At 54.5% G+C, this 23213-nt stretch carries 20 protein-coding genes; 9 read left to right on the top strand and 11 right to left on the bottom strand.

All coding sequences use genetic code 11. The features are described 5' to 3' along the window. The first annotated feature begins 126 nt into the window (after positions 1 to 126). Positions 127 to 1551, top strand: coding sequence for a dihydrolipoyl dehydrogenase (lpdA, locus tag RCF31_RS09275; protein WP_416413239.1), 1425 nt, complete (start codon positions 127 to 129; stop codon positions 1549 to 1551). Between the two features lie 142 nt (positions 1552 to 1693). Here the strand turns inward: lpdA and RCF31_RS09270 are convergent, their stop codons facing one another. Both RCF31_RS09270 and RCF31_RS09265 read right to left on the bottom strand, forming a co-directional pair. Beyond that, positions 1694 to 1840, bottom strand: coding sequence for a Hok/Gef family protein (locus RCF31_RS09270; protein ID WP_416413125.1), 147 nt, complete (start codon positions 1838 to 1840; stop codon positions 1694 to 1696). A gap of 254 nt (positions 1841 to 2094) precedes the next feature. Next, positions 2095 to 3012: a LysR family transcriptional regulator gene (locus tag RCF31_RS09265; protein WP_416413124.1), complete on the bottom strand. Its 918-nt coding sequence runs from the start codon at positions 3010 to 3012 to the stop codon at positions 2095 to 2097. Positions 3013 to 3110: 98 nt separating this feature from the next. Here RCF31_RS09265 and RCF31_RS09260 point away from each other — a divergent pair, with 98 nt between their 5' ends. The 3 genes from RCF31_RS09260 to yacL all read left to right on the top strand — a co-directional run bounded on the left by RCF31_RS09260 (position 3111) and on the right by yacL (position 7475). Beyond that, on the top strand, positions 3111 to 4106 hold the full coding sequence (locus tag RCF31_RS09260; protein ID WP_416413123.1) for an aldo/keto reductase: 996 nt from the start codon (positions 3111 to 3113) through the stop codon (positions 4104 to 4106). A 237-nt stretch (positions 4107 to 4343) separates the two neighbouring features. Beyond that, on the top strand, positions 4344 to 6941 hold the full coding sequence (acnB, locus tag RCF31_RS09255) for a bifunctional aconitate hydratase 2/2-methylisocitrate dehydratase (RefSeq protein WP_416413122.1): 2598 nt from the start codon (positions 4344 to 4346) through the stop codon (positions 6939 to 6941). Positions 6942 to 7112: 171 nt separating this feature from the next. Continuing rightward, on the top strand, positions 7113 to 7475 hold the full coding sequence (gene yacL, locus RCF31_RS09250; protein ID WP_313688169.1) for a protein YacL: 363 nt from the start codon (positions 7113 to 7115) through the stop codon (positions 7473 to 7475). 53 nt (positions 7476 to 7528) lie between these two features. Here the strand turns inward: yacL and RCF31_RS09245 are convergent, their stop codons facing one another. The 5 genes from RCF31_RS09245 to RCF31_RS09225 all read right to left on the bottom strand — a co-directional run bounded on the left by RCF31_RS09245 (position 7529) and on the right by RCF31_RS09225 (position 13905). Then, positions 7529 to 9313, bottom strand: coding sequence for a scabin-related ADP-ribosyltransferase (locus tag RCF31_RS09245; RefSeq protein ID WP_416413121.1), 1785 nt, complete (start codon positions 9311 to 9313; stop codon positions 7529 to 7531). A gap of 171 nt (positions 9314 to 9484) precedes the next feature. Next, the gene (locus RCF31_RS09240; RefSeq protein WP_299457397.1) at positions 9485 to 10795 is read right to left on the bottom strand and encodes an MFS transporter; all 1311 of its coding nucleotides are present in this window, start codon (positions 10793 to 10795) and stop codon (positions 9485 to 9487) included. A gap of 45 nt (positions 10796 to 10840) precedes the next feature. Further along, positions 10841 to 11794, bottom strand: a complete 954-nt coding sequence (locus tag RCF31_RS09235) for a phosphoglycerate dehydrogenase (RefSeq protein WP_416413120.1) — start codon at positions 11792 to 11794, stop codon at positions 10841 to 10843. A 60-nt stretch (positions 11795 to 11854) separates the two neighbouring features. After that, on the bottom strand, positions 11855 to 12739 hold the full coding sequence (locus RCF31_RS09230) for a dihydrodipicolinate synthase family protein (RefSeq protein ID WP_416413119.1): 885 nt from the start codon (positions 12737 to 12739) through the stop codon (positions 11855 to 11857). Positions 12740 to 12756: 17 nt separating this feature from the next. Beyond that, entirely contained in the window at positions 12757 to 13905 is a 1149-nt protein-coding gene (locus tag RCF31_RS09225) for an iron-containing alcohol dehydrogenase (protein WP_416413118.1), read from the bottom strand. 192 nt (positions 13906 to 14097) lie between these two features. Between RCF31_RS09225 and dtnK the strand changes: the two genes are divergently transcribed. From dtnK to RCF31_RS09210, 3 genes are read left to right on the top strand one after another with little or no spacing between them, the layout of a single operon-like run. Beyond that, entirely contained in the window at positions 14098 to 15369 is a 1272-nt protein-coding gene (gene dtnK / locus RCF31_RS09220) for a D-threonate kinase (RefSeq protein ID WP_416413117.1), read from the top strand. Then, entirely contained in the window at positions 15362 to 16342 is a 981-nt protein-coding gene (locus tag RCF31_RS09215) for a D-threonate 4-phosphate dehydrogenase (protein WP_299457386.1), read from the top strand. Before dtnK ends, RCF31_RS09215 begins: the two co-directional genes overlap by 8 nt. 6 nt (positions 16343 to 16348) lie before the next feature. Next, on the top strand, positions 16349 to 17110 hold the full coding sequence (locus RCF31_RS09210) for a DeoR/GlpR family DNA-binding transcription regulator (RefSeq protein ID WP_416413116.1): 762 nt from the start codon (positions 16349 to 16351) through the stop codon (positions 17108 to 17110). 47 nt (positions 17111 to 17157) lie between these two features. Here RCF31_RS09210 and speD read toward each other — a convergent pair whose 3' ends face one another. From speD to RCF31_RS09195, 3 genes are all read right to left on the bottom strand, one after another. Next, positions 17158 to 17964: an adenosylmethionine decarboxylase gene (gene speD, locus RCF31_RS09205; protein WP_299457382.1), complete on the bottom strand. Its 807-nt coding sequence runs from the start codon at positions 17962 to 17964 to the stop codon at positions 17158 to 17160. Positions 17965 to 17992: 28 nt separating this feature from the next. Then, positions 17993 to 18856 (bottom strand): polyamine aminopropyltransferase, encoded by an 864-nt coding sequence (gene speE, locus RCF31_RS09200; protein ID WP_416413115.1) that lies wholly within the window; start codon positions 18854 to 18856, stop codon positions 17993 to 17995. 108 nt (positions 18857 to 18964) lie between these two features. After that, on the bottom strand, positions 18965 to 19312 hold the full coding sequence (locus RCF31_RS09195; RefSeq protein ID WP_084872772.1) for a YacC family pilotin-like protein: 348 nt from the start codon (positions 19310 to 19312) through the stop codon (positions 18965 to 18967). Positions 19313 to 19488: 176 nt separating this feature from the next. Here RCF31_RS09195 and cueO point away from each other — a divergent pair, with 176 nt between their 5' ends. Further along, positions 19489 to 21087, top strand: coding sequence for a multicopper oxidase CueO (cueO, locus tag RCF31_RS09190; RefSeq protein ID WP_416413114.1), 1599 nt, complete (start codon positions 19489 to 19491; stop codon positions 21085 to 21087). Here cueO and RCF31_RS09185 read toward each other — a convergent pair. After that, positions 21084 to 22364 carry a cystathionine gamma-synthase family protein gene (locus tag RCF31_RS09185; RefSeq protein WP_299457375.1) on the bottom strand — a complete coding sequence of 427 codons (1281 nt, stop codon included), beginning with the start codon at positions 22362 to 22364 and terminating at the stop codon, positions 21084 to 21086. The genes cueO and RCF31_RS09185 overlap by 4 nt on opposite strands. Positions 22365 to 22519: 155 nt before the next feature. Between RCF31_RS09185 and hpt the strand changes: the two genes are divergently transcribed. Further along, the gene (gene hpt / locus RCF31_RS09180; RefSeq protein WP_299457373.1) at positions 22520 to 23056 is read left to right on the top strand and encodes a hypoxanthine phosphoribosyltransferase; all 537 of its coding nucleotides are present in this window, start codon (positions 22520 to 22522) and stop codon (positions 23054 to 23056) included. Positions 23057 to 23213 lie beyond the last annotated feature (157 nt).

The following is a 23213-nucleotide window of genomic DNA, read 5'->3' as shown; positions in this document are numbered from 1 at the left end:
TGCCGCGGTTGGCAGTTTGTTAACAATTCTGTAAACTCTTGCGGTGAAATGTGCCGGTGGAATAAGGGCATCCAGAGCCTGGGACAGGTTCGCGTCTGGCCGCCGGAAATCTAATAAGAGGTCATGATGAGTACAGAGATTAAAACTCAAGTCGTGGTACTTGGGGCAGGTCCTGCAGGTTACTCTGCAGCCTTCCGTTGCGCTGATTTAGGTCTGGAAACCGTACTGGTAGAGCGCTACAGCACCCTCGGTGGTGTATGTCTGAACGTAGGCTGTATCCCGTCAAAAGCGCTGCTGCACGTAGCGAAAGTGATTGAAGAAGCGAAAGCACTGGAAGAACACGGCATCGTGTTTGGCCAGCCTTCAACCGACATTAACAAAATTCGTACCTGGAAAGAGAAAGTCATCACCCAACTGACCGGCGGTCTGGCTGGTATGGCCAAAGGCCGTAAAGTGAAAGTGGTGAACGGTCTGGGTAAATTCACCGGTGCCAACACGCTGGTGGTAGAAGGTGAAGGCGGTGCAACCACCATCAACTTCGACAACGCCATCATTGCGGCCGGTTCTCGTCCGATTGAACTGCCGTTCATTCCGCATGAAGATCCGCGCGTGTGGGATTCCACCGATGCACTGGAACTGAAAGAAGTACCGAAGCGCCTGCTGGTGATGGGCGGCGGTATCATCGGCCTGGAAATGGGTACCGTTTACCATGCGCTGGGTTCAGATATTGACGTGGTTGAAATGTTTGACCAGGTGATCCCGGCTGCCGATAAAGACGTGGTGAAAGTCTTCACCAAACGTATCAGCAAGAAATTCAACCTGATGCTGGAAACCAAAGTGACTGCCGTTGAAGCGAAAGAAGACGGTATTTACGTTTCCATGGAAGGTAAAAAAGCACCAACTGAAGCCCAGCGTTATGACGCGGTGCTGGTGGCGATTGGCCGCGTACCGAACGGTAAAGGCCTGGATGCGGGCAAAGCGGGCGTGGAAGTGGACGACCGTGGTTTCATCCGCGTCGACAAGCAAATGCGTACCAACGTGCCGCATATCTACGCTATCGGTGATATCGTGGGTCAGCCGATGCTGGCGCACAAAGGCGTGCATGAAGGTCACGTAGCGGCTGAAGTTATCGCCGGTATGAAGCACTACTTCGATCCGAAAGTGATTCCGTCAATCGCCTACACCGAGCCGGAAGTGGCATGGGTGGGTCTGACCGAGAAAGAAGCGAAAGAAAAAGGCATCAGCTACGAAGTTTCCACCTTCCCGTGGGCTGCTTCTGGACGTGCTATCGCTTCTGACTGCGCTGACGGTATGACCAAACTGATTTTCGACAAAGAAACTCACCGTGTTATCGGTGGTGCCATTGTTGGTACCAACGGCGGCGAGCTGCTGGGTGAAATCGGTCTGGCTATCGAAATGGGTTGTGATGCGGAAGACATCGCGCTGACCATCCATGCGCACCCAACGCTGCATGAATCCGTTGGTCTGGCGGCGGAAGTGTTCGAAGGTAGCATTACCGACCTGCCGAACCCGAAAGCGAAAAAGAAATAAGCGCTGAGAAATAAACAGACGGCTCCTTAAGGGAGCCGTTTTTTATTACGTGGTTATTTAAGTTGAATAACGAAATGGGCGCCTGAGCTAACGCCTGAACAGTGACGGAAAAGCGGGGACGAATCCCCGCTTAATGAAGTTTCTACGGTCTGCCTTCACAGGCCATAACCGCTGATAATTCAGCAGTGAATATCCTCAATCGTAACTCACACAATGAATTGCGGTTGATGAGACAGAATCCTAATAAGAGAATTCCGCTGATAACCAGTTTGCCGAATATTGACCTCATCGTCACTTGCTCCTTGATTTAAAGCGAGCAAGAGACTACCCTGACATTGCTAGGTGTAGGGTAGTCGCTCGCTCGCGGTGGTTAAGTAAAATTAATCCCGCGAGCAAACTCTCCACAACCCACCTCAATATCATTTCTGATGCTTAAGACAGATTGTCTCAAGCGCCCGCAGGCAGTCTAATCTGTTTTTTATTATTTTCACCTGTTATTTTTATTCTTTTTTGTCAGAATTAATTTTTTATTTAATTAATCTACTAACAGGAAGTGTTATTTATATTCCTGTTTTCTTTAAGCCAGTCAATAAAATAGCGTAGTGGCGTAGGGATATATTTCCGGCTGGGATAATAAAGCCAGAAGCCTTCTTCTACCTGGGTAAATTCCGGCAGGATTTCCACCAGTTCTCCGCTTTGCAGCGCTTCAGCCACGGTGCCCTGATGCAAAAAAGCAATGCCTGCACCCGCCAGTGCGGCTTGCAGAATCCGCTCGTTATTGTCCAGTATCAGGGAGCCGCGCACGGCCACCTCCTGTTTCTGTCCATCCTGCCAGAATTCCCAGCGATAGCGACGTCCGCTGGGAAAGCGTCGCTCAATGCAGGGAAAGTGCAGCAACTCTGCCGGAGTCTGCGGCACGCCGTGGTGGGCGATAAATTCCGGGGTGGCGACCGCCACTGCACGCATCGGTTCGCCAAACGGTACGGCCACCATATCCTGCGCCAGCACGGCACCATAACGGACACCGGCGTCAAAACCGGCCGTGACAATGTCCAGCAGCGTGTCGTTGCTGTCGATTTCCACGCTGATCTGCGGAAAGCGCTGCATAAACGGCAGAATGAGCGACTGGAAAAACAGGGCTTCGGCAGAGCGCGGGATGCTGATACGCAGGTTCCCTTGCGGATCGCTACGCCAGTCATTCAGTTCATCCACTGCCTGCGCCAAATCCTGTAACGCGGGCTGGATGCGCTGGAGAAAGCGCTCCCCGGCGGGCGTCAGTGCCACTTTGCGTGTGGTGCGATTGAGAAGCCGCATGCCGAGGCGTTCTTCAAAATTACGCATCGCGTGGCTAAGTGCCGATGGCGTGATATTGCGTTCTGCGGCGGCTTTACGAAAGCTCAGATGCTGGGCGATAGCGGCAAACATCTCCAGTTCCTGTAGCGTGGCGCGATATTGACTCATTGCTGAATTTCACTCACTAAATCGGCAAGAATGCCTCAATTGTTGCGGTGATTGTTGAGGGTTATAACAATAACACTGACAGCGAAGAGGATGAAACAATGCAACAACGTCAATTAGGCAGCCAGGGATTACAGGTTTCGGCACTGGGGCTGGGCTGCATGGGGATGTCATTCGCCTACGGGCCCAATGATGAGCAACAGGCGCTGAATACCCTGGCCCGCGCCTTTGAGCTGGGTGTCGATTTTCTCGATACGGCTGAAGTTTACGGCCCCTTCACCAATGAAACCTTGCTGGCAAAAGCCCTGAAGGGGCGTAAAGACATTAAAGTGGCGACCAAGTTTGGTTTCCGTATCAATGAGCAAGGGGAAGGTTGGGAGCGTGTGACAGGAGCCAACAGCGATCCGGCACATATTCGCCGTGCGGTAGAGGGATCGCTGCAGCGGCTTGGGGTGGAAAGTATCGACCTGCTCTATCAGCATCGTCTTGATCCTGCTGTGCCGATTGAAGAAGTGGTCGGCGTGATGGCCGATTTGGTGCGCGAAGGCAAAGTCAAATATCTGGGTTTGTCGGAAGTCTCCCCGGCGACCCTGCGCCGTGCCTGTGCGGTACATCCGATTTCCGCGCTGCAAAGTGAATACTCGTTGTGGACGCGCGATCCGGAGCAGGAGATCTTTGCCGCCTGCCGCGAGCTTAATATCGGTTTTGTGCCTTACAGCCCGCTGGGACGTGGCTTTCTGACCGGTAAATTCCCCGCTGCGGCAACGCTGGCTGAGGATGATTTCCGTCGTTATCTGCCGCGTTTCCAGCAGGACGCTCAAACGCATAACCAGAAGTTAGTGAATCAGCTGACAGAGCTGGCTGCAGGTTATGACGCCACGCCAGCGCAGCTGGCACTGGCCTGGGTGCTGGCGAAAGGCGAGTTTATTGTGCCGATTCCGGGAGCCAGCAAAATTGCCCATCTGGAGCAAAACTGTGCTGCCGCAACCCTGCAATTAAGCAGCGCTGACATTAGCGTGCTGGATGTGCTATTTGATCCGCAACAGATTCAGGGTGAGCGTTATAACGCCACGGAGTTTGTGCTGGTTGATCGTTAAGGAGCAGCGCGAGCGACACAACATAGCAGGCATCTGATGCCTGCTTTTTTTCGTGATGGGGTTCAACTTCAGCGGAATCTGCTGCTTAACCAAAGGATGTTGCTTTTTTGTAAACAGATTAACAATCAGCCGAAATGCTGCTATGCTGGCCGACGCGGAACCGGGCACCTCACCCTACTTTTGGACTGCGTCACAGGGTGCACCGGAAAGCTATACAATGAGAGCGAGGAGAACGTCGTGCTAGAAGAATACCGTAAGCACGTTGCCGAGCGTGCTGCCCAGGGAATCGTACCTAAGCCGTTAGATGCTTCCCAAATGGCCGCGCTGGTTGAACTGCTGAAAAACCCGCCAGCGGGTGAAGAAGAATTCCTTACTGACCTGTTGGTCAACCGTGTCCCGCCAGGTGTTGATGAAGCGGCCTATGTAAAAGCCGGATTCCTGGCAGCGGTCGCAAAGGGCGAAGCCCACTCTCCTCTGGTTACTCCTGAAAAAGCAGTCGAACTTCTGGGCACCATGCAGGGTGGCTACAACATCCACGCATTGATTGAATCCCTCGACGATGAGACGCTGGCGCCGATTGCTGCAGAAGCCCTGTCCCATACGCTGCTGATGTTCGATAACTTCTACGATGTCGAAGAGAAAGCCAAAGCGGGTAACCCCCACGCGAAAAAAATTATCCAGTCCTGGGCCGATGCAGAATGGTTCCTGAAGCGTCCAAAACTGGCAGAAAAAATCACCACCACCGTGTTCAAAGTGACCGGCGAAACCAACACCGATGACCTCTCTCCGGCACCGGATGCATGGTCTCGTCCGGATATTCCACTGCACGCACTGGCGATGCTGAAAAACCCACGTGAAGGCATCGAACCCGATGATGCTGGTAACATTGGCCCGATCAAACAGATCGAAGCATTACAGAAAAAAGGTTTCCCGCTGACTTACGTCGGTGACGTCGTGGGTACCGGGTCTTCGCGTAAATCCGCCACCAACTCGGTGCTGTGGTTTATGGGTGATGACATTCCGTATGTCCCCAACAAGAAGGGCGGTGGCCTGTGCCTCGGCGGTAAAATCGCTCCGATCTTCTTCAACACCATGGAAGATGCTGGCGCACTGCCGATCGAAGTGGAAGTTGACCGTTTGAATATGGGCGATGTCATTGACGTCTATCCGTATAAAGGTGAAGTGCGTAACCATGACACCGATGAAGTGCTGGCGACATTCGAACTGAAAACTGAAGTGTTGCTGGATGAAGTTCGCGCGGGCGGTCGTATTCCGCTGATTATCGGGCGTGGCCTGACGGCTAAAGCCCGTGAATCTCTGGGTCTGCCGCACAGCGATGTCTTCCTGCAAGCGAAAGATGTCGCTGCCAGCAGCCGTGGCTTCTCACTGGCGCAGAAAATGGTCGGTCGCGCCTGTGGCGTCGATGGTATCCGCCCGGGCGCTTACTGCGAACCTAAAATGACCTCGGTCGGTTCTCAGGACACCACCGGTCCGATGACCCGTGATGAACTGAAAGACCTGGCCTGCCTCGGCTTCTCAGCCGATCTGGTGATGCAATCCTTCTGTCACACTGCCGCTTACCCGAAACCGGTAGACGTGACCACGCATCACACCCTGCCAGACTTCATCATGAACCGTGGCGGTGTGTCGCTGCGTCCGGGTGATGGCGTGATCCACAGCTGGCTGAACCGTATGCTGTTGCCGGATACCGTGGGTACCGGTGGTGACTCGCATACCCGTTTCCCGATTGGTATTTCGTTCCCGGCCGGTTCTGGTCTGGTGGCGTTTGCTGCGGCGACAGGTGTCATGCCGCTGGATATGCCGGAATCGGTGCTGGTACGCTTCAAAGGCGAAATGCAGCCAGGCATTACCCTGCGCGATCTGGTGCATGCGATCCCGCTGTACGCGATCAAACAGGGCCTGCTGACCGTTGAGAAGAAAGGCAAGAAAAACATCTTCTCTGGCCGCGTGCTGGAAATCGAAGGTCTGCCGAAACTGAAAGTGGAGCAGGCGTTTGAACTGACCGATGCTTCTGCTGAACGTTCTGCGGCGGGTTGCACCATCAAACTCGATAAAGAGCCGATCATTGAGTATCTCAACTCGAATATCGTGCTGCTGAAGTGGATGATCTCTGAAGGCTACGGCGATCGTCGTACGCTGGAGCGTCGCGTTGAAGGCATGGAAAAATGGCTGGCCGATCCGCAGCTGCTGGAAGGTGATGCCGATGCCGAATATGCAGCGGTGATCGACATCGATCTGGCGGAAATCAAAGAGCCGATCCTGTGCGCGCCGAACGATCCGGACGATGCGCGTCTGCTGTCTGATGTGCAGGGCGAGAAGATTGATGAAGTGTTCATCGGTTCCTGCATGACCAACATCGGTCACTTCCGTGCTGCCGGTAAATTGCTGGATAGCCACAAAGGCCAGCTGCCGACCCGTCTGTGGGTGGCTCCGCCAACCAAGATGGATGCAGCACAGCTGACGGAAGAAGGCTACTACAGCGTATTTGGTAAGAGCGGTGCGCGTATTGAGATCCCGGGTTGTTCGCTGTGCATGGGTAACCAGGCGCGTGTGGCGGACGGTGCGACGGTGGTATCCACCTCGACCCGTAACTTCCCGAACCGTCTCGGTACCGGTGCCAACGTCTATCTGGCGTCTGCGGAACTGGCGGCGGTTGCATCGCTGCTGGGCAAATTGCCGACGCCGGACGAGTATCAGCAGTTCATGACTCAGGTTGATAAGACAGCGGCAGATACCTACCGCTATCTCAACTTTGACCAGCTGCACCAGTATACTGATAAAGCGGACAACGTGATCTTCCAGACCGCGCTGTAATCGGCTGTAAACTCAGTAAAGGGGCGATACAAATCGCCCCTTTTTTACGCCCTTTTTTCGTCAGTCGTTGCCTGACATAATGCGAGCGCGATCCCACTTTATTCAGCGTGTTGCGCACAAAATGAATTCAGGCAGTGCCACGCGGCGCGCCATTGGTAAGAGGTTACACACATGGAGTATGAATTTTTGCGCGATCTGACCGGCAAGGTCAAAGTGCGTATGTCGATGGACCACGAAGCGGTGGGGCACTGGTTCAACGAAGAGGTTGATGAAAATCTGGCTTTGCTGGATGACGTCGAAGCCGCCGCGCAACAGGTAAAAGGCACCCATCAGCAATGGCAACGTGTCGGCCATGAATACACATTATGGCTTGATGAAGAAGAGGTGATGATCCGGGCCAATCAGCTGGCATTAGAAGACGACGGGCTGGAAGAGGGGATGACCTATTACGACGAAGAGAGTCTGTCATTCTGCGGCGTCGAGGATTTTCTGGCGGTCATCGCGGCGTACCGGCAGTTTCTGGCAGGGAAATAACCGGTTGCCACTTCTTCTCCCCCAATCGGGCCTTTCGGCCCGATAAAAGGTCGTTAATTCCAGTCCCTGTCTATGCCATAAGTGGAGACCAGATCCACATCCGAAACCAGTGCCCCACAGGCTTCCAGTGCCTTGCTTTTAGACGCAAATTCAATGGTTAAATGCAGGTCTTCGTGGGGTTCCGGCAGATCCAGTGCCAGGGCGTAAGAATGCCATTGCGGGTTCATTCTGGCATGTTTGCGTTTACCCTCATGGTCGATGACGAATTCAGGGCTGGTGCCGAGATTATAGCGTTTTTGGGCAACAGGCAGTTCCTGACCTTCAAGTCTGACCGTCACTTCAACATCCTGACTGCCCTGCAGGAACGGCAGGCTTCCCTGCCATTGGCTGTCAGCAGGTTTTGCGCACCACGGCTGGGTGTTATTGCCTAAACGAAATAACAAGACCGATTTCAGATGGGCGCTTCTATCCGTATCGGGTTTAATAAAACTGACTTTTTGTGAAATTTTTCCGGGATAAAGATAATAATTTTTACCCTCATATTCAGCCCGGCTCAACTCTACCGCCTGAGAGGCACTTTCCGTATGTGCACCTTTAGCGGAGAATATAAATGCGCCCCCCTCAACCAGCCATCCACCCTGTAACCCTTCGTTCAGGTATCGGAGGGAATATTCCTTTAGATTACCTGTGTCGGTAAATGATTTATCTTTCAGTGCAACCAATTCTGAACTGTTGGCCAACAGACAGGGCTTATCTCCGGCATCTGGCCGTGGTTTACTGTGCTGAACCGCCTGGACAATGATGGTGTTATTGTAATTCATGCCTCCGGGTAATTTAATGCAAGAGCGGTTTTCATTTTCATTTGCCGTCACTGCCCCCAGTCCAGATATATACCAGTAAGAAATTGGGACATATTGCTGTTCAGCATCAACCGCCGCTAATGTCATGCTTTGTTTTTCTGGTAGGCGGGTAATCCCTGGATTTATTGCCTTCCCATCCAGTAAAAAATGAATGTTATTCTCACCGGTCATTCTGTTTATTCCCCGGCCAAACATCGCTCTTCCGGTGGAGGAAAGGATTAAATCGATCTGACCGGGTTGGCTGGGAGCGAAGTTTCGATAGTGTGGATTCAGATAGTAGTCTATCCCTGCCCATGATTTGCCCCACCAGTCTTTTTCCGATGAAGCTATTACCCCATGAATGTAATCAGGTTGGATACCGCCAGGGAAAGCAATTTCCTGTTCGTTGACGCCAAAACTATTATCAACATCAATCCCACCCGGTGCATCAATAATATAGGTGTTCACACCGAAGAAACGGGTGTGCATAATATTATAACTGGTGCTGACTATACCTGATTCCTGGGTGGAAATACCGCTTACCATAGCCAGATTGCCACCATCTGGTTGCCATGGAAAAAAACCTTTCAGAAAAACGTCAGGAATAGAAGGGATCGATGTTAATGTTGAACCGCTGGAACGAAAAAGTATTTCTGAGTCTTCACGCCAATGTATTTTTTCAAAAGGTATGGCTTGATCTTTTTCTATATTCTTCAAGTTAACGCAGAGTGACACTGTGGTATTAAGCCAGTGTTGATACCACGGTGCCGATACAATCTCACCATCAACCCATTCGGGCATTTTACCCGCAGTGGGAACACAGGCTTCTCGTAATTTACCGTAATCAGGATGTAACTCTCCCGGTGGTGATTCAATGGGGCTGGCCGAAAGAATGTGGTTTTTTAGGGCAGATGTATTCGCCGAATCGGCAAAGGTGGAAGGGGAGAAGAGGCTGGCGACGACTATATTAGTAGCCAGAAAACTTAATTTAGTTTTCATTACGGTGATGTCCTTATCCTGATTGCTTTGTTTCATCCATTAAAGAGCAATAAATTTAAGGAGTTACCGATAAATATTCATTGATGGCTGTCAAATTCTCACGATTGTAGCCAATGTTTTTTCATGAGGAAAAAGGACGCCGCATCAGGACGATGCGGCGTGGCAGGGCACTTACGCGCCGCTGGTCAGGGTGTGTGGATGATGAACTTTTTCCTCATCCACGATCGGTTCAACTTTGCCCATCAGGAACAGGTAGTTGAGGATGCCAATCACCACCAACACGGCGGAGAACACCAGTGCCCAGGTGAAGTGACCGGTGGCACCGACGATGGCACCGGTAATGATCGGACCCACCGCGCCGCCCATATTCGAGACGGTGTTCTGTAAACCGGCAACAATCGACACGCTGTTTTTCGGGGCGACATCGCCCGGCAGCGCCCATACCTGGGAAGCCGCTACGGTGGTACCGGATTTAGCGATACACAGCAGCAATACGGTCATAAATACCGAGTCGGTGAAGGGGGCGAAACCGATACACAGCGCCATCAGCAGGCCAATGGTCAGGAACAATTTGCGTGTGGCAGTGAGCGACAGCACTTTGTTATGCACCATACGGTCCGATGCCCAGCCCGCCAGCACTTCAATCACCATGCCGCAAATCAGTGGCAGCGCAGCCACCATACCCATCTTCAGAAAATCCATACCTTTATCTTTCACCAGGTAGGTTGGCAACCAGGTGATAAAGAAATAGGAGGTGTAGTTAATGGTGAAGAAGCCAATACACATCGCCCAGATGTTGCGATAGCGCAGCAGCTTGTACCATTTCATCGGCAGCACGCTTTTATCGCCATGCTTGTTGGCCTGGCCATCACGGATCAGGCGAACTTCGTCGCGGCTGATCGCTTTATGGTCTTCCGGATTTTCCGCGTAAATAAAGTACCAGGCGATCACCCAGAACAAACCGATCGCGCCGATGGCGAGGAAGGTGATGCGCCAGTCAAACATAGCGATCATCCAGACGATCAGCGGCATTGCGACAGCCCCACCAAACTTGGAGGCGCTATCAAACAGACCAGAAACCGTTGCGCGTTCGCGATCCGGGAACCAGCGCGCGGCGATCCCGGCGTTACTTGGGTAGGCAGCGGCTTCACCGACACCCAACGCCAGGCGCAGCGCCAGCAATGATTTAAAGCCTGTCGCCAGCCCCATCGCCATAGTGGCGATGGACCACCAGCCAACGGCAATACCGAGGCCTTTTTTCTGACCGAAGCGGTCAGCAAACCAGCCCGCCGGGATTTGCAGCAGCGCATACGACCAGAAAAACGCCGCCATGATCACGCCCATCATTTCGGGATTGATCGACAGTTCTTTGATCAGATGTGGGGCAGCAGCAGAGAGTACAGTACGGTCAATATAGTTAATGGCAACCGCCAGCCACATCAGGCCTGCGATCCACCAGCGAATGCGAGAGGTGTTGTTCATAATAATAATCCACCAGACATTTCGTAGGGTTGAGCCGGGCGGCCCTTAGGCCAGCCCGTTCATCACGTTCACCGGGCGTTCGCCCTGTTTAATGCACTGCACAATCTGCATCACGCAGCGTTCGCCGATAGCGCTGATGGCTCCGTCGGTGTAGCCTGCGATGTGCGAGGTTGGGATAAAGTTACTCAGCGTGAACAGCGGGTGTTCCGCCAGCGGTTCCTGCTCAAATACGTCGGCAGCGGCACCGGCAATCACATTGTCCTGCAATGCGTGGAACAGATCCTGTTCGTTCACCACGCCACCGCGTGACACGTTGATCAGGAAGGCGCTTTTCTTCATGCGTCTGATGCGTGCCGCATCAAACAGGTTGCGCGTTTCGTTGGTCAGCGGGGTATGCAGGGTGATGAAGTCACTCGCTTCGGTCAGTTGTTCCATATCGACGAATTCAATGCCGTGTTCGGCAGCGAATTTTGCATCCGGGTAGAAATCAAAAGCGATGACGCGCATGTTGAATCCTTTGGCACGCAGTGCGACCTGCTTGCCAATGTTGCCCAGACCGACGATACCGAGGGTTTTGCCATACACATCGGTGGCAAAAATGCGTGGCCAGTGCCCGGCGCGGGTATCTACGGCGGCCTGGGTCACCTGGCGTGCGCTATTGAGAATTAGCGCAAAGGCAAAGTCGGCCACGGCGTGCTTATTGGCGTCCGGCACGTTGGTGACATAGATGCCGCGTGCGCGCGTGGCGTCGAGGTTGATGTTATCGACGCCAACGCCGTGCTTGCAGACAATCTTCAGCTGCGGCGCTTTGCTCAGCAGCTCTTCATTCACGTCGGTAAAGGCGACAATCATCGCTACGGTGTCAGCCAGATGAGGTTCCAGCGCGCTGAGCGGGGCATCGGCCGGCAGGGTAATCAGCTCGAACCCCTGCTGCTGTAAGGTCGTAATTGGTGTTGCGTCATATTTGGCGAATGACGGTGAGGTACAGATGACTTTCATAACGCTTCCCGGTGTAAAAAGTGGAACAGGCAAGGGCAGCAGCGGCTGCCCTGACGGCCGTTACTGCAAATACTGGTTCACTACCTGGCGGATCTTCTGCTCTTCTTCGGCAGAGAAGCGCACCGCATAGCGGCTGTCGCCTACGTCATAACCCAGCAGGGAGAGGGCTTTCTTCACCGCTGCCGGGGAGAACCCGATGCTGTAAAGATCGGTACGCAGGCCGGTGACGTTTTCCTGAGCCAGACGCGAACCTTCAATATCACCAGCATGGAAGCGCGCCCAGATGGCGTTGATCTCTTTCGGTGCTACGTTGGCAAGGCCGGAGATGCAGGCAGAGCAGCCATCGACGAAGCCCTGATGGATCAGCGAATCCGGACCGTTCAGCACATCAAAGCTATCGATGCCTTCCGCTGCCTTGAGGAAACCGCTCAGGCTCTCATAGCTGCCCGCGCTGTCTTTGATACCGATGATGTTGGGATGTGCGGCCAGCTGGCGCACGGTTTCCGGTTGCAGCGTATTGCCGGTGCGCGCCGGAATGTTGTAGAGAAACAGCGGCACGCTCAGGGCATCCGCCACGCTCTGATAGTGATAAATCAGCTCATCCTGTTTCAGCGGCACAAAATAAGGGGTGATCACCGACACCGCATCCACGCCCAGCTTCTCAATCTGCTTACCGAGACGGATGGTTTCACGCGTCGAGATCTCGCCAATATGGGCCACGACAGGCGCGCTGCCGTTGACTTCATCGACACAGGTTTCGGTGACGGCCAGCTTCTCCTGCTCATTCAGCACGAAGAATTCGCCGTTAGTGCCGCCGCAGAAAATACCGTTACCGGCGCTCAGCTGACGTTTGACCTGCTCACGCTGGGTCGCAGGGTTGAAGGCACCGTCGCGGTCGAAGGTGGTGACAATGGCGGTCAGTACGCCCTGGATTTTGTTACTCATGATTTCCTCGATAGTCCTTAGTGATTCAATGCCGGAAACAGCGTCAGGTAGACGTTTCGTACGTCATCGGCGCTCACTTTCATCGGTACATTCTTCATCAGGCGTTGCACGTCGAGCGCGGCTTCCACCAGATAGGGCAGGTGATCCGGGCCGATACCCAGTTCTTCCAGGCTGGCAGGCAGCTTCAGGCGTTGCACCAGCGCGGCGAAATATTCCACCAGCGCGTGCGACTTCGCCTCTTCATCCAGCTGGAGGTCGGCATCGGGCAGTAAATCCCAGACCTGAGCAAATTTACTCACCGCCGCCGGACGCACAAAGCGCATGCAGGGTGCCAGCAGGATGGCGTTGGCGACGCCGTGTGGGATGTGATATTTGCCGCCCAACGGATAAGACATGGCGTGCACCAGGTGCGTACCGGCATGGGCAATCGACGCGCCACCGTAGTAAGACGCCCACAGCATATTCAGGCGCGCTTCGAGATTACCCGGTTCGGCAACGGCGGTTTCCAGGCTGGCAAACAGCTTCTTCATGCCGATCATCGCGTAGTTATCGCTAACCGGATTTGCCACTGTCGCGGTGAAGCACTCAATCAGGTGGCACAACGCATCGATACCGGTTGAGGAGGCAATATGCGGCGGCATGCTGGTGGTCAGCTCCGGTATCAGTGCCACGTAATCCGGTAGCATCACCGGGGTGATAATGCCCACTTTGGTCTCTTTCTCCGGGATCGCCAGAATAGCGTTCGGTGTGGCTTCTGAACCGGTACCGGCGGTGGTGGGAATCAACAGCGAGGTGGTGCGGGTCAGTGGTTTTTCCCCGGCCAGCAGCGCATCCAGGGTGGGTGCGTCTGCTACGCACAGAATAGACAGCAGCTTGGCGACATCCAGTACGCTACCGCCACCCACGCCAATCACCAGATCGACATCAGTGGTGGGCAGGGCCGCGACGATCGCCGCCACATCGTGCTGGCTCGGTTCCGGTGGCACGCTATTGACCAGGCTGAGGCTGGCAATCTGCTGCTTCAGCTGGGCGATTAACGTCTGTACTGCCGGAATGCCCTCTATATTCTTATCAGTAACCAGCAGAGCTTTTTGCTTACCTTTCAGCAGGTAGCTGAGGTCATTAAGTGCCTGGTAGCCGCTGATCACGGTGCTGTTGATATTCATTTCGTACCCTTTTCCCGGTGTTATCGCACTGATTGATTGTTATTGCTCAATGCAATGCGATATCTGTCACTAACTGTGCCTGAATTTATAGGGCATATTGATTTCAATTAATTTGATCTTGCTCACATATAATCAATCATGATTGAATATAATCAATCTCAATACGGCAAGCTGCCCGTGACAGGAGAGAGAATGCATTCACAACCATGGAAAACGCCGGTTCTGGTGATTGCCGATGATTTTACCGGCGCTAACGATGCGGGAAGCGGGCTGGCCCGGGCAGGCGCACGCGTGCATGTGCTGTTTGATAGCCAGACGCCACACGATGCCGGGGCTGCCGATGTGCTGGTCATCAGCACCGACAGCCGGGCGCTGAGCGCAACTGAAGCTGCCGAGCGTACCCGTCATGCGGTGCAGCAGCATCAGGAGATGGCTCAGGATGGCTGGCTGTTCAAGAAGATTGACTCTACGTTACGTGGCAACCCCGGTGCGGAGATCGCTGCGGCATTGCAGGCCAGTGGCAAAGCGCTGGCGCTGGTGGTACCGGCGGTGCCGAAACTCGGGCGTACCACGCGTAACGGTGAAGTGTGGATCAACCAGCAGCGCCTGACTGACACCGAATTTGCCAGCGACCCAAAAACGCCAGTCACCAGCAGCCATGTTTTGACGTGCCTGCAAATGCAGAGCGATTTACCGGGCGAGGTTGTCGATGTTGCCACGCTACGCAGCGGCAAGTTTACGCAATTGCTGGCTACGATGCGCGGGCTGGTGGTGATTGATATTGAGCAGGATGCTGACCTGGTTTTGCTGATGCAGGCTGCCGTGACGCTGAAAACCCGCCCATTGCTGGCTGGCGCGTCCGGCCTCGGTGATGCCTTAGGTGAGTACCTCGCCGAACGCCCGGCACGCCCGGTGCTGGCGATCGTTGGTTCGATGAGTGCCATTGCGCAGCAGCAGATTGACCGGCTCGCCAGCCAGCGTGCCATCCGCATTATCGATATTGATATCCGCCAGCTGTTTGCCCAGCCCGCATGGCCGCAGGCCCGCGTCTGGCAGCAGGAGATACAACAGGCGCTGCACGCAGGTATCCACTGCGTGGTTCGTACCACGCAACATGCCGGGCAGCGCCATGAGATTGATGCGCTGTGTCAGCAGCATCAGTTATCGCGTCAGGCGCTGGGCGAGCAGATTTGCCAGTTTCTGGCGCAGCTGACTAACACGGTCTGCCGCGATCATCAGCCAGCCGGGCTGTATCTTTCCGGCGGTGATGTTGCGATCGCCGTGGCGCAGGCACTGGGTGCCAGTGGTTTCCAGATTCAGGGCCTGGTGGCGGGCTGTGTGCCGCACGGGGTTCTGCTTAATAGTGATTTACACCTGCCGGTGATGACCAAAGCGGGTGGCTTTGGTGACGAAAACACCCTGGTAGAAGCCATTCGTTTTATTGAGGAGAAGTCGAGTGAATAAAATTATTGCGGTGACCATGGGCGATCCGGCGGGCATCAGCCCGGAGATCATCATTAAAGCGCTGGCGGAAGGCGACCTGGCAGGCGTACCTGCGATAGTGGTTGGCTGCGCCAGTACGCTGCGTCGGGTGATGGGATTGAACATTACGCCGCAGGTCGAACTGCGCGTGCTGGATCAGGTAAAAGATGCACACTTTGCGCCAGGCATCATCAACGTGATTGATGAACCGCTGGCGAATCCGGAGGCGCTGAAACCGGGTGTGGTACAGAAGGAAGCGGGCGATCTGGCCTGGCGCTGCGTGAAACGCGCCACCGAGCTGGCGCTGGCCGGGGAAGTCCATGCCATTGCCACCGCACCGCTGAACAAAGAAGCGCTGCATTCGGCCGGTCATATCTATCCGGGGCATACTGAACTGCTGGCGCAACTGACCAATACCAAAAATTACGCCATGGTGCTGTATACCGACCATCTGAAGGTGATTCACGTCACCACCCATATTGCGCTGCGTAAATTCCTCGATACCCTGAATCGGCCGCGTATTGAAACGGTGATCGGCATGGCGGATAGCTTCCTGCGTCGCGTTGGGTTCGACAAGCCACGCATTGCGGTAGCGGGGGTTAACCCGCATGCCGGTGAAAACGGCCTGTTCGGCGATGAAGAGATCACTACTGTGGCACCGGCTATCCGGGCGATGAAGGAAAAAGGCATTGATGTGTACGGCCCGTGCCCGCCGGATACCGTGTTCCTGCAATGTCAGCAAGGCCAGTACGATATGGTGGTGGCGATGTACCACGATCAGGGACATATTCCACTGAAATTACTCGGTTTTTATGATGGTGTAAACATCACTGCCGGGCTGCCGTTTATCCGCACTTCAGCAGACCACGGCACCGCCTTTGATATCGCCTGGACAGGTAAGGCGAACTCTGCGAGCATGGCGATCTCCATCAAACTCGCGATGCAACTTGCATAGGGAAATATGAAGGGACAAAGTCGCCTCGACCAGATTATGGATTATCTGAAAAGCCATAATCTGGTTACTGTTGAACAACTGGTGAGTGCCATTTCTGCCTCACCGGCCACTATTCGCCGCGATCTGATTAAGCTGGACAAGGAAGGCGTGGTAAGCCGCAGTCATGGCGGCGTGACCTTAAATCGTTTTATTCCCGCCCAGCCCACCACGCTGGAAAAAATGCAGCGTAATCTGGCAGAAAAACAGGCGATTGCCCATTTTGCCGCCGGTTTTGTGCAGTCCGGGGATGCGGTGGTGCTGGATGCCGGTACCACCATGCTGGAACTGGCGCGTCAGCTGACCCATTTGCCGTTGCGGGTGATTACCGCCGATCTGCATATCGCGCTGTTCCTGTCAGAATTCAAACAGATTGAAGTCACCATTATTGGCGGGCGTATCGATGATTCCAGCCAGTCGTGTATTGGCGAACATGGCCGCCGCCTGCTACGCAGCATCAATCCTGATATCGCTTTTGTCAGCTGTAACTCGTGGAGCATTGAACGCGGGATAACCACGCCAACCGAGGAGAAGGCCGGTCTGAAGATGGATCTGCTGGCGAATGCCCGGCGGCGGATTCTGCTGGCGGACAGCAGCAAATACGGTTCCTGGTCGCTGTTTTGCGCGGCACCGATTGACAGCCTGACCGACATCGTCACCGATGCGCGGCTGGATGAAGCGGTATGCCATAGCCTGCGTGAGCGCGGCATTGCGCTGCAACTGACGGCATAAGGACATACCCTGTAATGGCGCGATAAATCGCGCCGCTACGGGTTCGGTTATGCCTTTAACCCAATCGACGGGATGTTACGTCCGTAATAAATCTCCCGCATCTCTTTCCACAGCAAGCTGGTTATACGCTTATGTTCCTGTGGGCTGAGATCTTCCGGTTTGGTATTGAACAGGTAATGCTTCAGGTCAAATTCTTTCAGCAACATCTTGGTATGAAAGATATTTTCCTGGTAAACGTTCACGTCCAGCATGTCATACATTGATTTCATATCGTCAGACATAAAGTTCTGAATCGAGTTAATCGCATGATCAATGAAGTGCTTCACGCCATTCACATCGCGGGTGAAACCACGCACGCGATAATCAATGGTGACGATGTCGGATTCCAGCTGGTGAATCAGATAATTTAACGCTTTCAGCGGGGAAATCACGCCGCAGGTCGAGACTTCGATATCGGCGCGGAAGGTGCATAATCCGCCTTCCGGGTGGCTCTCCGGATAGGTATGCACACAGATATGGCTTTTATCGAGATGGGCGACAACCGAGTTAGGCAGTGGGCCGGGGTGCTCTGAGTTATCGATATCTTTCGGATCCATCGGCTCCTCGCTCACCAGAATGGTGACGCTCGCGCCTTGTGGTTCATAGTCCTGGCGCGCGATGTTGAGCACGTTAGCACCAATGATCGAGCAGGTTTCTGTCAGGATTTCGGTCAGACGGTTGGCGTTATATTGCTCATCAATATAAGCGATGTAACCATCACGCTCAGCTTCAGTATTTGCATAGCAAATATCGTAAATACAAAAACTCAGGCTCTTTGTCAGGTTGTTGAAGCCATGTAGTTTTAGCTTTTGCAATTTCGTTCACCCCCTTATAAATGTCCGATCAGCGCGCGTCTGACAGGGCATTCAACAGATATTGCGGCAGGGCAAAGCTGCCAGTATGGATTGCCGGATTGTAGTAACGGCAGTTCAGGCCAGCGGCCACAAAACGTGACTGCAAGGTCGCGCTGTCGAGCGTGCGCAGCGCCGGATTGTCGCTTGCCCAGGCAAAGGTCATGATACCGCCGTAGTAGGTCGGGATCGCTGCCTGATAAAAACTGACATCGGAAAAGTAGTGGCTGAGTTTGCGATGGCTGTTAACCGCTTCATCTTGTTGCAGAAAACAGACGCCGTTCTGCGCCACAAAAATGCCGCCAGGGTTGAGGGCGTTTTTGCAACCGGCATAGAACTCCGAAGTGAACAGGCTCTCTCCCGGACCGATCGGGTCGGTACAGTCGGAGATGATCACATCGAATTTTTCCTGCGTCTGATTGACGAAGTTGACGCCATCGTCAATCACCAGCTGCAAACGTGCATCGTCGTAAGCCCCTGCGCTGTGGTTCGGCAGGTACTGCTTACAGAAGCTCACCACACCCGCATCGATCTCCACCATGGTGATCTGTTCGATGCTGCGATGACGTGATACTTCGCGCAGCATGGCACCATCGCCACCGCCGATGATCAGCACACGTTTCGCCGCCCCGTGCGCCAGAATCGGTACATGGGTCATCATTTCATGGTAAATGAATTCATCACGCTCGGTGGTTTGTACCACGCCGTCCAGCGCCATAACGCGACCGAAAACCGCATTTTCGAAGATGACGAGATCCTGATGCGCGGTTTTATCACGGTAGAGTTCTTTATCAACCGTGAAATACTGTCCGAAACCGGCATGAAGGGTTTCATACCACATTTCATTTTGGGCCATGATGAGGCTCTCCTGTAATGACATCGCCATGAAAATGGGCGGCAAATCATAGCGAATTATGACCGTGGTTGCACGGTCAAATGTTCAGCAGGAGAGCGGGGCAGCAGGTTATTTCACGTAGGCGAGCAGGCTCAGGGAATCCCGTGCCAGCGACTTACATTTCTTGTCGTTGGTGATGGCGATGCCGCTCAGATCTTTATAACTGTCTTCGCCGAGCGCTTTCATGTTGAAGGTGCTGTAGTTACTCAAATCCCAGCGATTCTGCTGGGCGAAAAACACCAGAGCCTTGCGAATCTGCGCATCGGGGAGATCCTGATAGCCGCAATCATTCTTCAGATAGACAAAAACCGCCGTCAGATCAGCCAGATCTTCCGCTTCGGATTCGCTCAGGGCAAAGCTGGTGGAGGAGAAGCCAAGGAGTCCCGCCAGCAGCAGGATCTTGATGCTTTTCGACATAATCATTCTCAACAGGGGGCAATAAAATGACGTTAGCACAGATATTGGCAGGATTCTGATAAATTTGCCGCCGTGGCGCTCGCCACACTTTTTTTCGGTGCATTCTGCAGCAGGGCTTGACCCTCCCGCAGGGGCAAGGTTTACGCTGTGCCCTTATGCACAATAAGGATATGAATATGCAACGTCGTCATTTTCTGAAGCTGACTGCCGCCCTCAGCGCGGCAGGTGCCCTGCCCATGTGGAGCCGTTCGCTGATGGCCGCCACGCGACCGCTGCTGCCTATCCCCAACCTGCTGGAAGCGGATGCACACGGTAACTACAACCTTACCGCTCAGGCGGGCACCAGCCAGTGGAATGGCAAAGCGGTGCCGACCTGGGGCTACAACGGCAGCCTGCTTGGGCCAGCAATTGTGCTTCAGCGGGGTAAACCGGTCACGGTGAATATTCATAACCGTCTGCCGGACGCCACCACTGTGCACTGGCACGGGCTGGAAATTCCGGGCGCGGTGGATGGGGGGCCACAGGCGACCATCGCACCAGGAGCATCGCGCCAGGTGACCTTTACGCCCGATCAACCCGCCGCTACCTGCTGGTTTCATCCCCATCAGCATGGCAAAACTGGCTATCAGGTGGCGCAGGGGCTGGCGGGGTTGGTGCTGTTGCAGGATGAGGCGTCTGGCAAACTGCGCTTGCCGGTGCAGTGGGGCGTTGACGATGTACCGCTGATTTTCCAGGACAAGCAACTGAGTTCGGATGGTACGCGGATTGATTATCAGCTCGATGTCATGCGTGCGGCGGTGGGCTGGTTTGGCGACATGATGCTGACCAATGGCGTGCAGTACCCGCAACACGCGGTACCGCGTGGCTGGTTACGCCTGCGTCTGCTGAACGGTTGTAATGCGCGTTCATTGCATATTGCCACCAGCGACCAGCGTCCGCTGTATGTGATTGGCAGCGATGGTGGCCTGCTGGCCGAGCCGGTAAAAGTGGACAGCCTGCCACTGCTGCCCGGCGAGCGTTTTGAAGTGATGGTGGATACCTCGGACGGTAAAAGCTTTGACATGGTGACGCTGCCGGTGACGCAAATGGGCATGATGTTGGCACCGTTTGATCAACCGTTGCCACTGGTGAATATCCTGCCATTACGTGTGATGGCAAGCGCTTCGCTACCGGATAAGCTGGTGGATGTGCCGCCGCTGCCCGCCACCGACGGGCTGCAAACCCGCTGGCTGCAACTGATGATGGACCCGCAACTCGATAGCCAGGGGATGCAGGCGCTGATGGATCGCTATGGCGCGAAAGCCATGGGCAGCATGGAAGGCCATCACGCGATGAGCATGCCTCAGGGGCAAAAGCAGGGCGATATGAAGATGGATATGGGTGACATGCCGATGGATCATAGCGGCCATGGCAAGGCTGCTGGTTATGATTTCCACAATGGCAACAAGATCAACGGCATCGCCTTTGATATGACCAAACCGATGTTCGATGTGAAGCTCGGCAGCATGGAAAAGTGGACGATTTCCGGCGAAGGCGACAGCATGCTGCATCCGTTCCATATCCACGGCACCCAGTTCCGTATTCTGTCCGAAAACGGCAAGCCGCCAGCCCCGCATCGTCAGGGCTGGAAGGACATGGTCAGCGTCAACGGCTGGCGCAGTGAAGTGCTGGTGCGCTTCGATTACGTCGCCAGCGCTGAACAGGCGTATATGGCCCATTGCCATCTGCTGGAACATGAGGACACCGGCATGATGCTGGGTTTCACCGTGACTTAACCGGCCAGCGCCTGACGGATATCCTCAATTAAATCATCGGCATGTTCGATGCCGATCGACAAACGGACGGTGGCGTCAGTGATACCAATGCGCTGACGCACCTCCGCCGCCACCCCGGAATGGGTGGTGCTGGCCGGATGGCTGGCCAGCGATTCGGTCCCCCCCAGACTCACCGCCAGTTTGAACAACCCCAGCGCATTGAGGAAACGAAACGCTGCTGGCTGCCCGCCGCGAATATCAAAGGAAAAGGTCGAACCTGCGCCGAAACACTGGCGGCGATAGGTCTCTCCTGCGCTGCTGTTTTTATCCAGATAAGGTAGCCAGTGCAGCTTTTCCACCTGAGGTTGATCGCGCAGGAACGCCGCCACCCGCGCCGCATTGTGCGCCGCTTTCTCCATGCGCAGCGCCAGGGTTTCCAGCGAACGGCCAATCATCCAGCTGGAGTGGGGATCAAGCTGGGTGCCGATCGCGCTGCGTAGTGAGCGTACCTGGTCGATCAACGCTTTCCTGCCCAGCACCGCACCGGCAATCAAATCCGAATGGCCGCCAACGTATTTGGTGAGTGAATACAGCGACAGGTCGGCACCCTGTTCCAGCGGGCGCTGAAACAACGGACCGAGCAGGGTGTTATCACAGGCGATGATCGGTCGCGATCCCTGATGCTGCGCAATCACCTCGGCCACCTGCACCATCAATTTAATATCCACCAGGCTGTTGGTGGGATTGGCAGGGGTCTCAATCAGGATCAATGCCACCCGCCCACGCTGCCAGGCCAGCTTGGCCGCTTCGTGGACTTTCTCCTCATCGGTGCCGTCGCTAAAACCCACCGCTTTGATTTCCAGATTATGCAGCGTTTTGCTCAGCAGGGTTTCGGTGCCACCGTACAGCGGCTGGGAATGCAGAATCACCTCACCAGGCCGGGCGAAGGTCAGCAGCGTGGTGGCAATGGCCGCCATGCCGGAGGAGAACAGCGCGGCCTTTTCTGCGCCTTCGTAAATCGCCAGTCGGTCTTCGACAATTTCGCTATTGGGGTGATTGAAACGTGAATAGACCAGCCCGCCACTTTTTCCTTCTGGCGGTTCACGCCGTCCGGCGACGAAATCAAAGAAATCTTTCCCCTCTTCGGCGCTGTTAAACACAAAGGTGGAGGTGAGAAACACCGGCGGCTTCACCGCGCCTTCGGACAGACGCGGATCGTAACCGTAGTTCAGCATCTGGGTTTCCGGATGGAGATGATGATTGCCAGGCTGCGTTTTTTTGCTGGATGAAGAGGTCATAACGTCTCCGGTTTGGCGGGGGCTTTGCATACAGTTAACGTCAGAGCACTATTTTTCGCCACGGTAACGTTTGCGTTGTGTGCGCGGCGTCAGTGCTTAAATGGACTATGATAGACTGCGTGGCTTTCTGAGATACCTAACCCAGGCTGAATGCAATGAAACACACCGTTGACGTGATGATCTCTGAGCAGGAGATCGCAACCCGTATTGCCGAACTGGGCAAGCAGATAAGCGACCACTACCGTAACAGCGGCAGCGAAATGGTGCTGGTCGGTCTGCTGCGCGGTTCCTTTATGTTTATGGCCGATTTGTGCCGTGCCGTTGAGGTGCCACACGAAGTCGACTTTATGACGGCCTCCAGCTACGGCAGCGGCATGTCCACCACCCGTGATGTGAAGATCCTGAAAGATCTCGATGAAGATATTCGCGGCAAAGACGTGTTGATCGTTGAAGACATCATCGATTCCGGCAACACCCTGAGCAAAGTGCGTGAGATCCTGCGCCTGCGCGAACCCAAATCACTGGCCATTTGTACCCTGCTGGATAAGCCGGAACGCCGTGAGGTGGAGGTAACGGTGGAGTACGTCGGTTTCTCCATCCCGGACGAATTCGTGGTGGGTTTTGGCATCGATTATGCCCAGCGCTACCGCCATCTGCCGTACATCGGTAAAGTGGTGCTGCTTGACGAATAACCGCACAATCTTCCAAGGCTAACCTTTCCCGCCTGCGATAAGATGCGCAGCCCGTCGGCCAGTGGCTGGCGGGCATTCTGCTGCGTTTCCCTGTGGCGCGCAGAGTGATAGACTCTGCCCGACTCCTTTGATTTCACAACCTTTATCCCAGCGAACG

Source organism: Pantoea sp. App145 (assembly GCF_047947045.1).
In the GTDB taxonomy this organism is placed as follows: domain Bacteria; phylum Pseudomonadota; class Gammaproteobacteria; order Enterobacterales; family Enterobacteriaceae; genus Pantoea.
Note: the sequence above shows the minus strand (reverse complement) of the source record. Positions and strands in the feature narration are given on the sequence as shown.